The organism is Variovorax endophyticus, assembly GCF_025376855.1.
Taxonomy (GTDB): Bacteria; Pseudomonadota; Gammaproteobacteria; order Burkholderiales; family Burkholderiaceae_C; genus Variovorax.
The window spans coordinates 251,415-264,864 of record NZ_JAHUTH010000008.1 but is presented as its reverse complement, the minus strand read 5'-3'; the positions used below and the strand labels follow the sequence as shown (position 1 = coordinate 264,864).

Sequence of the window (13,450 nt, the reverse complement as noted above, 5' to 3'; positions counted from 1 at the left end):
GCAGCCTCAAACGGCCATGATCTCCGCTTCCTTGGCCGTGATCAGGCGATCGATTTCCGCGATATGGCGGTCGGTCACTTTCTGGATCTCGGCTTCGGCGCGCTTCTGGTCGTCTTCCGAGGCCAGCTTTTCCTTGACCAGCTTCTTGACCGCCTCGTTGGCGTCGCGGCGCAGGTTGCGCGTCGCGATCTTGGCGCTCTCGCCTTCGTTGCGCACCAGCTTGGTCATCTCGCGGCGGCGCTCTTCGCTCATCGCCGGCAGCGGCACGCGGATCAGCTCGCCCATCGAGGCCGGGTTGAGACCCAGGTCGCTTTCGCGGATGGCCTTCTCGATCTTGGCGCCCATGCCCTTTTCCCAGGGTTGCACGCTCAGCGTGCGCGAGTCGAGCACCGACACGTTGGCCACCTGGCTCAGCGGCACCTGCGAGCCGTAGTACTCGACATGGATCGAGTCGAGCAGCGCGGCATTGGCGCGGCCGGTGCGGATCTTGGTGAGGTTGTTCTGGAAGGCAGCGATCGACTGGTTCATCTTCGCGTCGGTCGTGCTGCGGATATCGGCAATGGTCATTCTCAAATACTCCTAGGCATGCACCAGCGTGCCCTCGTCCTCGCCCATGACGACGCGCTTGAGCGCGCCGTTCTTGAAGATCGAGAACACCTTGATCGGCAGCTTCTGGTCGCGGCACAGCGCGAAGGCCGCCGCGTCCATGATGCCGAGATTCTGCGCGATGGCCTGGTCGAAGGTCAGGCTGGCGTAGCGCGTCGCGTCGGGATGGGTCTTCGGGTCGGCGCTGTAGACGCCGTCGACCTTGGTCGCCTTGAGCACCAGCTCGGCGCCGATCTCGGCGCCGCGCAGCGCGGCGGCGGTGTCGGTGGTGAAGAAGGGGTTGCCGGTGCCGGCAGCGAACACCACGACCTTGCCTTCCTCGAGGTACTGCAGCGCCTTGGGCCGCACGTAGGGCTCGACCACCTGCTCGATGGCGATGGCGGACATCACGCGCGCCACCAGCCCCTGCTTGTTCATGGCATCGGCCAGCGCCAGCGAGTTCATCACCGTGGCCAGCATGCCCATGTAGTCGGCCGTGGCGCGGTCCATGCCGACCGAGCCACCCGCGACGCCGCGGAAGATGTTGCCGCCGCCGATCACGACCGCCACCTCGACACCCATGTTCACGACCTCGGCCACTTCCGCGACCATGCGCACGATGGTGGCGCGGTTGATGCCGAAGGCATCGTCGCCCATCAGTGCCTCTCCCGACAGCTTCAACAAGATTCGCTTGTGGGCTGGGCGGGGATCAGACATGGGCAATTTCCTTTGAGAGTGAGCGGGGGCGAGTGTAGGGCTTGGCGGTGAAAAGGCGACAGCATGCACCGGCACGCTGTCGCCTTCTGGCGGGAACGGTCTCAGGCAGCGGCCTTGGCGGCGGCGACCTGGGCCGCGACTTCGGCGGCGAAGTCGTCGACCTTCTTCTCGATGCCTTCGCCGACCACATACAGGGTGAAGCCCTTGACGGTGGTGTTGACGGCCTTGAGCATCTGTTCGACGGTCTGCTTGTCGTTCTTCACGAAGGGCTGGTTGTGCAGCGAGACTTCCTTGAGGAACTTCTGCACGCCGCCCTCGATGCGCTTGGCAACGATGTCGGCGGGTTGCGGCTTCTTGCCTTCGGCTTCGGCGGTCTTGCGGTCTTCTTCCGCCTTGCCCGCTGCCACGGCGCGTTCCTTCTCGATCAGCTCGGCCGGCACGTCCGAGGCGGCGACCGACACGGGCTTCATGGCGGCGATGTGCATCGCGACGTCCTTGGCGGCGGTGTCGTCACCCTCGAACTCGACCATCACGCCGATGCGCGTGCCGTGCAGGTACGAAGCCAGCTTGCCGTTGCCGGCGAAGCGCTTGAAGCGGCGGAAGCTCATGTTCTCGCCGATCTTGCCGACCAGGCCCTTGCGCACGTCTTCGAGCGTGGGGCCGAAACCGTCCTGCTCGTAGGCCAGCGCGCCCAGCGCGGCGATATCGGCCGGGTTGTTCTGAGCGACCAACTTGGCGGCGGCATTGGCCAGGGCCAGGAAGCTGTCGTTCTTGGTGACGAAGTCGGTTTCGCAGTTGATCTCGATCATCGCGCCGGCGGCGTCGTCGACATAGGCAGCCACCACGCCTTCGGCGGTGATGCGGCTCGATGCCTTGCCGGCCTTGTTGCCGAGCTTGATGCGCAGCAGCTCTTCGGCCTTTTCCATGTTGCCGTCGGCCTCGGTCAGAGCCTTCTTGCACTCCATCATCGGCGCGTCGGTCTTGGCGCGCAGTTCGCCGACCATGCTTGCGGTGATTGCAACCATTGTTTCTCTCCGTATTCAGAAAATCAGATTAAAAAAAAGGGGCAACGAAGCCCCTTCTTCAGGCGCGGGGACGCGCAGCTCAGGCCGAAGCGCTTTCTTCGACTTCGACGAATTCGTCGCTACCTTCGGCGATGGCCTTGACCACGTCGCTGGTCGCGCTGTTGCGGCCTTCGATGATCGCGTCGGCGATGCCACGGGCGTACAGCGTGACGGCCTTCGACGAGTCGTCGTTGCCGGGGATCACGTAGTCGATGCCTTCGGGCGAGTGGTTGGAGTCCACCACGCCGATCAGTGGAATGCCGAGCTTCTTGGCTTCGGCCACGGCGATCTTGTGGAAGCCCACGTCGATCACGAAGATGGCGTCGGGCAGCGCGGTCATGTCCTGGATGCCGCCGATGTCCTTTTCGAGCTTCTCGATTTCACGGGTGAAGGTGAGCTGCTCTTTCTTGCTCAGGCTGTCGAGGCCGGCTTCCTGCTGGGCCTTCATGTCCTTCAGACGCTTGATCGAGGTCTTGACGGTCTTGAAGTTGGTCAGCATGCCGCCGAGCCAGCGGGTGTCGACGAAGGGCACGCCGGCGCGGCGGGCTTCGGTGGCGACGATTTCGCGCGCCTGGCGCTTCGTGCCGACCATCAGGATCGTGCCGCGGTTGGCCGTCAGCTGCTTGGCGTACTTGGCCGCATCCTGGAACATCGGAAGCGACTTTTCCAGGTTGATGATGTGGATCTTGTTGCGATGACCGAAGATGAACGGGGCCATCTTGGGGTTCCAGAAGCGGGTTTGGTGGCCGAAATGGACACCGGCTTCCAGCATTTCGCGCATGGTGACGGACATTGAAATTACTCCGAAGGTTGGGTCTAAAATCCAGCCCGTTTTTGCACTCCGCCGGACGCTGCAAACCGGCCTGGCCGGCCACGCTGCATCAGCGAAGTCGCAACACCTTGATTGGGCTGGTTTGCGAATGTGTTTCCTCTGCGTGGCGCTCGTCCCTTACAGGCAAAGTACCGCGTGAGCGAAACCCAAAGAGTATAGCACGCGCCTCAGACACCCCCCTGCCCCGCCCGCCTTGCCAGCCCCTGAAGCCCCTTCGTCCCGTCATCCGTCGCGAACCGCGCGGCGGACACGCACGCTCGATGCCCCGTCCCGCACCCGGGAAACGCCCTGCGAGGCCAATGCTCTGGCATGCTGCACCGCACGACGAGACGGCACTGCTGCTTCAAAAACAATAGCTGCAGGCCCTCGTCAGATGGGCGTCAGCTCTCTTTTTTATTCTGAATCTCAATGAAAATCGCGATCGTGGGCGCCGGCATCATCGGTGTCACCACCGCCTGGGAGTTGGCGTCCGACGGCCATGAAGTGGCCGTTTTCGAACGCCGGGGCGCCGCCGCCGAGGAGGCCAGCTTCGCCAATGCCGGCGTGGTGGCGCCCGGCTACGTCACGCCCTGGGCGGCGCCCGGCATGCGCCTGAAGGTGCTGCGCTCGCTGCTGTCGTCGCACGGCGCCATCAAGCTGCGCTGGCCGCTGTCCTCGCGCGACCTGGGCTGGATGTCGCGCTGGCAGAAGGCCTGCAAGCTCGAAACCTACCTCGCGAACCGAGCGCGCATGCAGCGCCTGGCCTTCTACAGCCGCACCCGGCTGCACGAGGTGAGCGAGGCCCGCGAACTCAGCTACGAACGCAGCGACGGCTACCTGGTGCTGCTGCGTTCCAAGCGCGAGCGCAAGCTGGTCCAGCCCGGCCTCGAGGTGCTGCGCGGGGCGGGCAGCGTGTTCCGCGAAGTCGATGCCGACGAGGCCCGGCTGATCGAGCCCGCCCTCAATCCCGACACGCCGCTGGCCGGCGCGATCTACCTGCCCGAGGACGAGGTCGCCAATTGCCGCCAGTTCGCGCTGCTGCTCAAGTGGGAGGCCGAGGCACTCGGCGCGCAGTTCCATTTCAACTGCGACATCGCGCCGCTGAGCCGGGCCGCGCCCACTTCGGTGTCGCTGGCCAGCGGCTCCGATGCGCTGCGCTTCGATGCGGTGGTGGTCTGCGCCGGGCTCGGCTCGGCCTCGCTGCTGCGCCCGCTCGGCCTGCGGATCCCGATGGCTCCGGTCTACGGGCACTCGGTGAGCGCGCCGGTGCGCGAGCCGCTCAATGCGCCGCGCAGCGCGATCATGGACGAGCGCTACAAGGTCGCGATCTCGCGCCTCGGCCAGCGCGTGCGCGTGGCCGGCAGCGCCGAGATCGGCGGCTCGGCCGACACGCTGAGCCAGCCCGCGATCCTCACGCTCTACAAGGTGCTGCAGGACTGGTTCCCGGGCGCGGCGACCTTGCAGTCGGGCGTGCAGCAGTGGAAAGGCGCACGGCCGATGCTGCCCGACGGGCCGCCGGTGCTCGGCGCGAGCGGCATTCCGGGCGTGTGGCTCAACCTGGGCCATGGCTCCAGCGGCTGGGCCCTGTCGTGCGGCAGCGCGCGCGTGGTGGCCGACCTGATCGCCGGGCAGGACCCGGGTGTGGACCTCGAAGGCCTGGGCGTCGAGCGGCTCGGAAGCTGAGGCTCAGGCCTCGTCCTTCGGGCCCCACTGGCGCGGATAGGCGGCCGGCTTCTCCACCGGCAGGGGCGGCGGCTCCGGCGGCCGCAGGCGCCGGGCCAACCCCGACAGCAACGCGGGCCCGACCAGCACGCACACGGCCAGGCACAGCAGGTCAGCGGCCATCAGCAGCCAACGCCACGCGCCCGCGGAACCGTCGACCAGGGGATCGAGCCAGCGGATCAGCCCGAAGCCCCAGCCCACGCTCGCGGACCAGGCCAGGTCGCGCAGCGGCACCCAGCGCAGCGATTCGGCCAGCAGGAACACGCCCCAGACGGCGGCCAGCCATCCCAGCGCCCAGCCCGGGCCCTCGTCCAGCACCATGCCCGTGACGACGAAGGCCGCGAACCACGCGAACAGCAGCGCGATCAGCCAGCCGAGGAGTCCGAGGCGTTTCATCGCGCGATCATAGGCAGGGGCAGAATCGCCCGATGCATCGCATCACCGCCGCCACCGCCGCCGACCTGTTCGACCTCGCCGCCACGCGCCGCATCGAGCAGGCCGGCGCGGCCGCCCTGCCCGCCCACGCGCTGATGCGGCGCGCCGGACTGGCGGTGGCACGGCTCGCGATGGCGATCGCGCCGCACGCCCGCACGGTCTGGGTGGCCTGCGGGCCGGGCAACAACGGCGGCGACGGCTTCGAGGCGGCCGCGCAGTTGCGGCAGCGCGGGTTCGAGGCCATCGTCAGCTTCGCGGGCGACGAGACCCGACTGCCCGCGGACGCGAAGGCCTCGCTGCAGCGGGCTCGCGATGCCGGCGTGGTCTTCGCCTCGGAGCCGCCCGCGCACTACGAACTCGCGATCGACGCCTTGCTCGGCATCGGGGTCGGCCGGCCGCCCCAAGGCACGATGGCCGACTGGCTGCGCCGCATGCATGGCGAGCCGCATCCGGTGCTCGCGGTCGACGTGCCGTCAGGACTGAATGCCGACACCGGCACGCACTCGCTTGGCGAGTTGCCCGGGCAGAGCGCGGCATCGCGACGCATCTGCCTGAGCCTGCTGACCCTGAAGCCCGGCCTCTTCACGGCCCAGGGCCGCGACGCGGCCGGCGAGATCTGGTTCGACGACCTCGGCTGCGGCGCGACAAGCGAACCGCCCGTGGCGCGCCTGCCGGGCGCCCCGTCGCTCGCGCCGCGCACCCATGCCTCCCACAAGGGCAGCTACGGCGACGTGGCCGTGATCGGCGGCGCCTCGGGCATGGCCGGCGCGGCACTGCTGGCCGGGTCCGCCGCGCTGCACGCGGGCGCGGGCCGCACCTTCGTCGGGCTGCTCGATCCGGGCGCGGCACCGGTCGACCTCGCACAGCCCGAACTCATGCTGCGCGACGCCCGCTCGCTCGATCTCTCGGCAATGGCCGTGGTCTGCGGCTGTGGCGGCGGTACCGCGGTGCGCGAGCTGCTGCCGCGCGTGCTGTCGACCGCCCGCGCGCTGGTGCTCGATGCCGATGCGCTCAACGCGCTTGCGAGCGACGACGGCTTGCGGACTCAATTGAAGGCGCGCACGAAGCGCGGCCGGCCCACGGTGCTGACGCCGCATCCGCTCGAGGCGGCGCGGCTGCTCGGCGGTACGGCCGGCGAGGTGCAGGCCGATCGCCTGGCGGCCGCGCGCCGGCTGGCGGCGCAAACGGGCGCCGTGGTCGTACTCAAGGGCTCGGGAACGATCGTCGCCGACGACGCGGGCACGGTGCCCGTCCTCAATCCGACCGGCAATGCCCGCCTCGCGAGCGCTGGCACCGGCGATGTGCTCGCCGGCATGGTCGGCGCGGGCCTGGCGGCGGGCCGCGGCGCCTTCGACGCCGCCCGGGAAGCGGCCTGGCACCACGGCCACCTGGCCGACGCCTGGCCGGCCGACGCGCCGCCGCTGACGGCCGGCGCGCTCGCGCGCCAGTCGCCCCGCTGACGGGCTTCTAGCCGCGACCGACGAAGGGCATCTTCGTCGCCATCACCGTGTGGAACAGCACGTTGGCCTCGAGCGGCAGGTTCGCCATGTAGAGCACCGACTGGCCGACGATCTTCACGTCGATCAGCGGCTCCACCGCGAGCTCGCCATTGGCCTGCGGCACGCCCTTGGCCATGCGCGCGGCCAGCTCCGTCATGGCATTGCCGACGTCGATCTGGCCCACGGCGATGTCGTGCTTGCGCCCGTCGAGCGAGGCCGTCTTGGTCAGTCCCTCGACCGCATGCTTGGTCGCCGTGTACGCGGCCGAATTCGGCCGCGGCGCGGTGGCCGAGATCGAGCCGTTGTTGATGATGCGGCCACCCTTCGGCGTCTGCGCCTTCATCGTGCGGAAGGCCTGCTGGATGCAGAAGAACATCCCGTTGAGGTTGATGTCGACCACGCCGCGCCATTGCTCGGGCGTCCAGTCCTCGAAGGAACCGGGCGGGTTGCCGACGCCCGCGTTGTTGAACAGCAGGTCGACGCGGCCGAAGCGCTCGACGGTGGCGCCGAACAGCGCCTGCACCGACTCGGCGCTGGCCACGTCGGTGGGCACCGCGAAGGCGCGCGCGCCGGCGCCCGACTCCTCGGCCACCTGCTCGAGAGGCTCGAGGCGGCGGCCCGCCAGGGCCACGCTCCAGCCGTCGCCCAGCAGGGCCAGCGCCGCGGCGCGGCCGATGCCGGTGCCGGCACCCGTGACGATCGCGATGCCCTTGTTCTTCTCTGTACTCATGCCCGTTGTCTCCTTCTCGGCGTGTTCATGGATTCGAATGGATTGGATGCGATGGATGAAGGAGGCATTCAGCCGCGGCGCGTCTTGCGCCCCTTCATCTTGTTGGCGGCCTTCTTGACCGCCGATTTGAAGGCCTGCATCGCGGACTGCGGGCCGCCCGCGACCTGTTCGCGTCCGCCGCGGGTGCCGCCGGCCGGCGCCTCGGCCTTCTGGCGCGCGCCGCGCTTGGACGAGGCCTTGACCGGCACGCCGCCGGCCGGGGCCCCCTTGTCCTTCATGGCGCGCGCGGTGAGCTCCTCGCCTTCGCGCACCAGGCGGAAATCGATCTTGCGGCCGTCGAGATCGACGCGGCTGACCTGCACCCGCACCCGCGTGCCGATGGCATAGCGAATGCCGGTGCGCTCGCCGCGCAGTTCCTGGCGCATCTCGTCGAACTTGAAGTACTCGCCGCCAAGCTCGGTGATGTGCACCAGGCCCTCGACGTACATCGCATCGAGCGTGACGAAGATGCCGAAGGTGGTGGCCGCGGTGACCACGCCGCCGTACTCCTCGCCGAGGTGCTCGCGCATGTACTTGCACTTGAGCCAGGCCTCGACGTCGCGGCTGGCCTCGTCGGCGCGGCGCTCGTTGGCGCTGCAATGCAGCCCGGCGGCCTCCCAGGCCTGCACTTCCTTGGTCGGCGCGACCGTGGCCTTCTGCGGCTTGGTGGTCGGCGCCTTCACGCGCGAGGCCAGCCGCTTGGCGAGCTTGGCATGCGCCTCGCCCGGCGTCGGCAGCATCGGCAGCTGGTAGCGCGTCTTGCCGAGGATGGCCTTGATCACGCGGTGCACCAGCAGGTCGGGATAGCGCCGGATCGGGCTCGTGAAGTGCGTGTAGGCCTCGTAGGCCAGGCCGAAGTGGCCGCTGTTGATCGGCGTGTAGATCGCCTGCTGCATCGAGCGCAGCAGCATGGTGTGGATCTGCTGCGCGTCGGGGCGGTCCTTGGTCGCCTCGGCGATGGCCTGGAACTCACCGGGCGCCGGGTCGTCGGTGATGCTCAGGCCCACGCCCATGGCCTTGAGGTAGCCGCGCAGGATTTCCTTCTTCTCGGGCGTCGGGCCCTCGTGCACGCGGTACAGGCCCGGGTGCTTGCCCTCGGCGATGAAGTCGGCGCTGCAGACGTTGGCCGCGAGCATCGCTTCCTCGATCAGCCGGTGCGCCTCGTTGCGGGTGCGCGGCACGATCTTCTCGATGCGGCCGGCGTCGTCGCAGATGATCTGCGTCTCGGTGGTCTCGAAGTCGACCGCGCCGCGCTTGCCGCGCTGCTTGAGCAGGGCCTTGTAGACGTCGGCGAGGTTCAACAGGTCCTTGACGCGCTCCTTGCGCTTGGCCGCCTCGGGGCCGCGCGTGTTGCCGAGGATGGCCGCCACTTCGGTGTACGTGAAGCGGGCATGGCTGTGCATCACCGCCGGATAGAACTGGTAGGCGTAGATCTCACCATCGGCCGCGACCAGCATGTCGCAGACCATGCACAGCCGGTCGACCTCGGGGTTCAGCGAGCACAGGCCGTTCGAGAGCTTCTCGGGCAGCATCGGGATCACGCGGCGCGGGAAGTACACGCTGGTGGCGCGGTCGTAGGCATCGATGTCGATCGCCGAGCCGGTACGCACATAGGCGCTGACGTCGGCAATCGCAACCAGGAGGCGCCAGCCCTTGCCGCGGCCGACCTTCGCGGGCTCGCAGTACACGGCGTCGTCGAAGTCGCGCGCGTCTTCGCCGTCGATCGTGACCAGCGGCACGTCGGTGAGGTCGACGCGGCCCTTCTTGTCGGCCGGACGCACCTTCTCGGGCAGCGCCTTGGCTTCCGCCAGGCACGCTTCGGAGAACTCGTGCGGCACGCCGTACTTGCGCACCGCGATCTCGATCTCCATGCCGGGATCGTCGATCTCGCCGAGCACTTCCTTCACCCGTCCCACGGGCTGGCCGAAGAGCGCGGGCGGCTCGGTGAGCTGCACCACGACCACCTGCCCCACCTTGGCGGGACCGGTCGCGCCCTTGGGAATCAGCACGTCCTGGCCGTAGCGCTTGTCCTCCGGTGCCACGAGCCAGATGCCGCCCTCGTGCAGCAGGCGGCCGATGATCGGCTGTTCGGGGCGCTCGATGATCTCGACCACGCGCCCTTCGGGTCGCCCGCGGCGGTCGAGCCGCACCACGCGCGCCTTGACGCGGTCCTTGTGCAGGACCGCGCGCATCTCGTTGGGGGGCAGATAGATGTCGGCTTCGCCGTCGTCGCGTTGCACGAAGCCATGTCCGTCGCGATGGCCCTGAACCGAGCCTTCGAATTCATCCAGCAAGCCGCTGGAAGTGACATTATTTTTGATATGATCTCCTTCTTTCCTGAAATTCAAAGCGTACCTGCTTCGGCAAGTATGCGGGCCCAGATGGCGGAATTGGTAGACGCACTAGTTTCAGGTACTAGCGAGTAACATCGTGGAGGTTCGAGTCCTCTTCTGGGCACCAAGTTTAAATTGACTCTCACCGAGTCCTTCGATTCAAGCCACCGGTCTCCGGTGGCTTTTTTCTTGCCCGCTCCGATCATGGTCGTCATCGACGTCGGCGCGCGCGCGGTCAGTCCGCGCATCGATGCCTGTGTCGTGAACGCATCATCGTGCGCACAAAATTGCGAGCCCGCGAGAAAATCGTTTTTGATTTGATATACTCGTAGGCTTTCCTGAAATGCCCAGATGGCGGAATTGGTAGACGCACTAGTTTCAGGTACTAGCGAGTAACATCGTGGAGGTTCGAGTCCTCTTCTGGGCACCAGATCCAAGAGCAGCTTCAAAAGGTTCTTGAGATTCTTCGAATGAAGCCACCGTTTCACGGTGGCTTTTTTCTTGTCCGTTCGAATCATCAAACGGGCAGCGCGATCAGGTCGTGCCCCTCGGCGCCCACGATGCGCGCGCGCGTGAACTCCCCCACCTTGAGCGTCTTGCTGATCTTCTCGGGCGGCAGCAGCCGCACGGTGCCGTCGATCTCGGGCGCGTCGGCGTAGGTGCGTCCCACGCCACCCTTGCGGCCCAGCGCCGGCGCGGAATCGACCAGCACCTGCATCGTCGCGCCGACACGCTCCTGCAGCTTGGCGATCGACACCGCCTCGGCCACTTCCATGAAGCGCGCGCGGCGTGCCTCGCGCTCGGCCTCGGGCAGCATGCCGGGGATGTCGTTGGCGGTGGCGCCCTCGACCGGGCTGTAGGCAAAGCAGCCCGCGCGATCGATGCGCGCTTCGCGGATGAAGTCGAGCAGATGCTCGAACTCCTCTTCCGTCTCGCCCGGGAAACCGGCGATGAAGGTGCTGCGGATCACGAGCTCCGGGCACACTTCGCGCCAGCGCGCGATGCGCTCGAGGTTCTTCTCACCGCTGGCAGGACGCTTCATCCGGCGCAGCACATCGGGATGGCTGTGCTGCAGCGGCACGTCGAGGTAAGGCAGCACCTTGCCGCTGGCCATCAGCGGAATGACCTCGTCCACGCTCGGGTAGGGGTAGACGTAGTGCAGCCGCACCCAGGCGCCATAGGGCTCGGCGATCTCGCCGAGCGTGCGCACCAGCTCGAGCATGCGGGTCTTGACCGGCTTGCCGTCCCAGAACCCGGTGCGGTACTTGACGTCCACGCCATAGGCCGAGGTGTCCTGGCTGATCACCAGCAGTTCCTTCACGCCACCCTCGAACAGCGCCTTCGCCTCGCTCAGCACGTCGCCCACGGGCCGCGACACGAGGTCGCCGCGCATCGAGGGAATGATGCAGAAGGTGCAGCGATGGTTGCAGCCCTCGCTGATCTTCAGATAGGCATAGTGGCGCGGCGTGAGCTTGAGGCCCGCCACGCCGAAGCTGTTGGGCACCAGGTCGACGAAGGGATCGTGCGGCTTGGGCAGGTTGGCATGCACCGCATCCATCACCTCCTGCGTGGCATGCGGGCCCGTGACGGCCAGCACGCTGGGGTGCATCTGCTTGACCAGATTGCCGCCCTGGTCGCCGGTCTTGGCACCCAGGCAGCCGGTGACGATCACCCGGCCGTTCTCGGCCAGCGCCTCGCCGATGGTGTCGAGGCTTTCCCGGACGGCATCGTCGATGAAGCCGCAGGTATTGACGATCACCAGGTCGGCGCCCTCGAAGGACTTGGCGGTCTGGTAGCCCTCGGCGCTCAGCTGCGTGAGGATCAATTCGGAATCGGTCAGGGCCTTGGGACAGCCCAGGCTCACGAAGCCGACCTTGGGGGCGGCCATCGTGGCTGTTTTTTCGTGGGAGGCAACTTCGCTCATAGCCTCCTATTGTCCCAGCTATCCGGGGCCACCGGTATTTCAGGGACGCTTGATGCCAAAGGCGCCCAATACCTGCTCGGTGCTTTTCTGCATCTGCTCCTGCATCTGCAGGAAGACGTTCTTCGATTGCTCCACGTAGTTGCCCATCAGGCCCTGCAGCATCGGCGACTGCATGCTCATGAAGCGCGACCACATCTCGGGCGTCAGGCCCTCGGCCTTCTCGGCGAGCTGCGCCTGCACCTCGGTCATGGCCTGGATGTTCTTCTCGAGGTAGGGCGCCATGTAGCTCTGCATGGCCTGGCCGTAGAAGCGGATGATGTTGGCCAGCACCTGCTCGGTGAACATCGGCGCACCGCCCGCCTCTTCTTCGAGAATGATCTGCAGCAGGATGCTGCGCGTGAGGTCGTCGCCGGTCTTGGCGTCGCGCACCACGAACTGGGCGCGCTCGATCACCAGCTGCTTGACCTCGGTGAGCGTGATGTAGGTGGACGTCTCGGTGTCGTAGAGCCTTCGGTTCGGGTACTTCTTGATCACACGCTGTACCGGCTTGACCCCGGACTTCTTGCTCTGCACTGCGGACTCCTTCACATGGACGCCCATGTCATCGGATGATTCTAGGGAGCGGTTTTGCTGCATCGCGACAAGGTTTACCCTGACCGCGTGCGCCCGCCGGCCGCGCGCTCACTCGGCGGCGGTGGCGTATTCCGCGCCGCAAGCCGCGCAGGCGGCCGATTCGGGCCGCTCCGCCGCCTCCTCGCGGAAGCGCAAGGGGCTCTTGTGACCATAGACGACCCAGCAACGCGGGCAGTGCTCATGGCCCGCCGTCGGCAGGTAGGCACGGGCGCGCTGCTCGGCGCGCTCCTGCGTGACCGGCATGCCCTGCCGCGCCGCGCGCTCGACCTCGCGTGCCGCCATGGTGTCGAGGCGGCCGCTCGCACGATCGTTGATGCCGTAGACGGCCCGCGCGAACTCGATCGGCGCCTGCTTCATCAACGCGGCCAGGCGTGCCTGCGCGCGCTCGCGATCCATCGCGATCGATCGCGCGTTCATCGAGCGATCCCCAGGGAGAAATGAAAAGAAAAAAGGCTCTGCACGACAGCCAAGTTAGCACAAGAAAATGGCCCGGCGGTGGCCCGCGGCGGACATCCAAATGGACGATTGCCACCACGGGAATCCGGCCGAAGGTCAGGCCGCCAATCCAGCGGACGGCCGATCGGGGAATGGCGCCCGGACGAGGCCCGGACAGATCGATGGAAATAATTCTACCCACGGGTAGGATCTTCCTTCCCTCTCGCAAAGCCGGTCGCCTGGAGGCGACGCATCGGCGTCACGCCACACCAGAATCACCGGTTGGATAAAGAGACGGGAGACGAAGCTTCGAGCTTCATTGCAAGGGAGAGGAATCTCCCCGAAATCTCCCGTTGGGCCTGAAGACTGGTCTTCTTCAGAGGGAGATTTGGTAGGCGCGATTGGACTCGAACCAACGACCCCCACCATGTCAAGGTGGTGCTCTAACCAGCTGAGCTACGCGCCTGCGATTGTTTCGAGAAGCTGAAAGTATAGCAGGAGAAATGGCGGTTTTCGGGGCGGC

At 67.1% G+C, this 13,450-nt stretch carries 12 protein-coding genes and 3 tRNA genes; 4 read left to right on the top strand and 11 right to left on the bottom strand.

The window, feature by feature from the left end; genetic code table 11:
• Nucleotides 1-6: 6 nt before the first annotated feature.
• From frr to rpsB, 4 genes are all read right to left on the bottom strand, one after another.
• On the bottom strand, nt 7-567 hold the full coding sequence (frr, locus tag KV106_RS13245) for a ribosome recycling factor (RefSeq protein WP_057591660.1): 561 nt from the start codon (nt 565-567) through the stop codon (nt 7-9).
• A gap of 12 nt (nt 568-579) precedes the next feature.
• On the bottom strand, nt 580-1,302 hold the full coding sequence (gene pyrH, locus KV106_RS13240; RefSeq protein WP_057591659.1) for a UMP kinase: 723 nt from the start codon (nt 1,300-1,302) through the stop codon (nt 580-582).
• Between the two features lie 101 nt (nt 1,303-1,403).
• On the bottom strand, nt 1,404-2,327 hold the full coding sequence (gene tsf, locus KV106_RS13235) for a translation elongation factor Ts (protein ID WP_057591658.1): 924 nt from the start codon (nt 2,325-2,327) through the stop codon (nt 1,404-1,406).
• A gap of 79 nt (nt 2,328-2,406) precedes the next feature.
• Nucleotides 2,407-3,159 (bottom strand): 30S ribosomal protein S2, encoded by a 753-nt coding sequence (gene rpsB / locus KV106_RS13230; protein WP_203201206.1) that lies wholly within the window; start codon nt 3,157-3,159, stop codon nt 2,407-2,409.
• Nucleotides 3,160-3,606: 447 nt separating this feature from the next.
• On the opposite strand from rpsB, the gene KV106_RS13225 reads away from it, so the two are divergent.
• On the top strand, nt 3,607-4,860 hold the full coding sequence (locus KV106_RS13225; RefSeq protein ID WP_261210680.1) for a D-amino acid dehydrogenase: 1,254 nt from the start codon (nt 3,607-3,609) through the stop codon (nt 4,858-4,860).
• Between the two features lie 3 nt (nt 4,861-4,863).
• On the opposite strand, the gene KV106_RS13220 is transcribed toward KV106_RS13225, so the two are convergent.
• Nucleotides 4,864-5,295 (bottom strand): hypothetical protein, encoded by a 432-nt coding sequence (locus KV106_RS13220; protein ID WP_261210679.1) that lies wholly within the window; start codon nt 5,293-5,295, stop codon nt 4,864-4,866.
• 32 nt (nt 5,296-5,327) lie between these two features.
• Between KV106_RS13220 and KV106_RS13215 the strand changes: the two genes are divergently transcribed.
• Nucleotides 5,328-6,794, top strand: coding sequence for an NAD(P)H-hydrate dehydratase (locus tag KV106_RS13215; protein WP_261210678.1), 1,467 nt, complete (start codon nt 5,328-5,330; stop codon nt 6,792-6,794).
• A gap of 7 nt (nt 6,795-6,801) precedes the next feature.
• On the opposite strand, the gene KV106_RS13210 is transcribed toward KV106_RS13215, so the two are convergent.
• The gene (locus KV106_RS13210; protein ID WP_093342279.1) at nt 6,802-7,563 is read right to left on the bottom strand and encodes an SDR family oxidoreductase; all 762 of its coding nucleotides are present in this window, start codon (nt 7,561-7,563) and stop codon (nt 6,802-6,804) included.
• Between the two features lie 68 nt (nt 7,564-7,631).
• Nucleotides 7,632-9,896, bottom strand: coding sequence for a ribonuclease R (gene rnr, locus KV106_RS13205; protein ID WP_409976516.1), 2,265 nt, complete (start codon nt 9,894-9,896; stop codon nt 7,632-7,634).
• 81 nt (nt 9,897-9,977) lie between these two features.
• Between rnr and KV106_RS13200 the strand changes: the two genes are divergently transcribed.
• Both KV106_RS13200 and KV106_RS13195 read left to right on the top strand, forming a co-directional pair.
• Nucleotides 9,978-10,062: transfer RNA gene (locus tag KV106_RS13200), tRNA-Leu, on the top strand.
• A 218-nt stretch (nt 10,063-10,280) separates the two neighbouring features.
• Nucleotides 10,281-10,365 (top strand) — tRNA-Leu (locus tag KV106_RS13195).
• Between the two features lie 87 nt (nt 10,366-10,452).
• Here KV106_RS13195 and rimO read toward each other — a convergent pair.
• The 4 genes from rimO to KV106_RS13175 form a co-directional block, all read right to left on the bottom strand.
• Complete coding sequence (gene rimO / locus KV106_RS13190) at nt 10,453-11,859, bottom strand: 30S ribosomal protein S12 methylthiotransferase RimO (RefSeq protein ID WP_261210677.1); 1,407 nt, start codon at nt 11,857-11,859, stop codon at nt 10,453-10,455.
• Between the two features lie 39 nt (nt 11,860-11,898).
• Nucleotides 11,899-12,459, bottom strand: a complete 561-nt coding sequence (phaR, locus tag KV106_RS13185) for a polyhydroxyalkanoate synthesis repressor PhaR (RefSeq protein WP_057591651.1) — start codon at nt 12,457-12,459, stop codon at nt 11,899-11,901.
• An 81-nt stretch (nt 12,460-12,540) separates the two neighbouring features.
• Nucleotides 12,541-12,909 carry a hypothetical protein gene (locus KV106_RS13180; RefSeq protein WP_172705593.1) on the bottom strand — a complete coding sequence of 123 codons (369 nt, stop codon included), beginning with the start codon at nt 12,907-12,909 and terminating at the stop codon, nt 12,541-12,543.
• 407 nt (nt 12,910-13,316) lie between these two features.
• Nucleotides 13,317-13,393: transfer RNA gene (locus KV106_RS13175), tRNA-Val, on the bottom strand.
• Nucleotides 13,394-13,450 lie beyond the last annotated feature (57 nt).

Excerpts from the sequence above, each read along its gene's own strand:
- KV106_RS13225 (WP_261210680.1), top strand. The coding sequence starts at position 3,607 with ATGAAAATCGCGATCGTGGGCGCCGGCATCATCGGTGTCACCACCGCC.
- KV106_RS13210 (WP_093342279.1), bottom strand. The coding sequence starts at position 7,563 with ATGAGTACAGAGAAGAACAAGGGCATCGCGATCGTCACGGGTGCCGGC.
- phaR (WP_057591651.1), bottom strand. The coding sequence starts at position 12,459 with ATGGGCGTCCATGTGAAGGAGTCCGCAGTGCAGAGCAAGAAGTCCGGG.
- rpsB (WP_203201206.1), bottom strand. The coding sequence starts at position 3,159 with ATGTCCGTCACCATGCGCGAAATGCTGGAAGCCGGTGTCCATTTCGGC.
- KV106_RS13220 (WP_261210679.1), bottom strand. The coding sequence starts at position 5,295 with ATGAAACGCCTCGGACTCCTCGGCTGGCTGATCGCGCTGCTGTTCGCG.
- frr (WP_057591660.1), bottom strand. The coding sequence starts at position 567 with ATGACCATTGCCGATATCCGCAGCACGACCGACGCGAAGATGAACCAG.
- KV106_RS13180 (WP_172705593.1), bottom strand. The coding sequence starts at position 12,909 with ATGAACGCGCGATCGATCGCGATGGATCGCGAGCGCGCGCAGGCACGC.
- pyrH (WP_057591659.1), bottom strand. The coding sequence starts at position 1,302 with ATGTCTGATCCCCGCCCAGCCCACAAGCGAATCTTGTTGAAGCTGTCG.
- KV106_RS13215 (WP_261210678.1), top strand. The coding sequence starts at position 5,328 with ATGCATCGCATCACCGCCGCCACCGCCGCCGACCTGTTCGACCTCGCC.
- tsf (WP_057591658.1), bottom strand. The coding sequence starts at position 2,327 with ATGGTTGCAATCACCGCAAGCATGGTCGGCGAACTGCGCGCCAAGACC.
- rimO (WP_261210677.1), bottom strand. The coding sequence starts at position 11,859 with ATGAGCGAAGTTGCCTCCCACGAAAAAACAGCCACGATGGCCGCCCCC.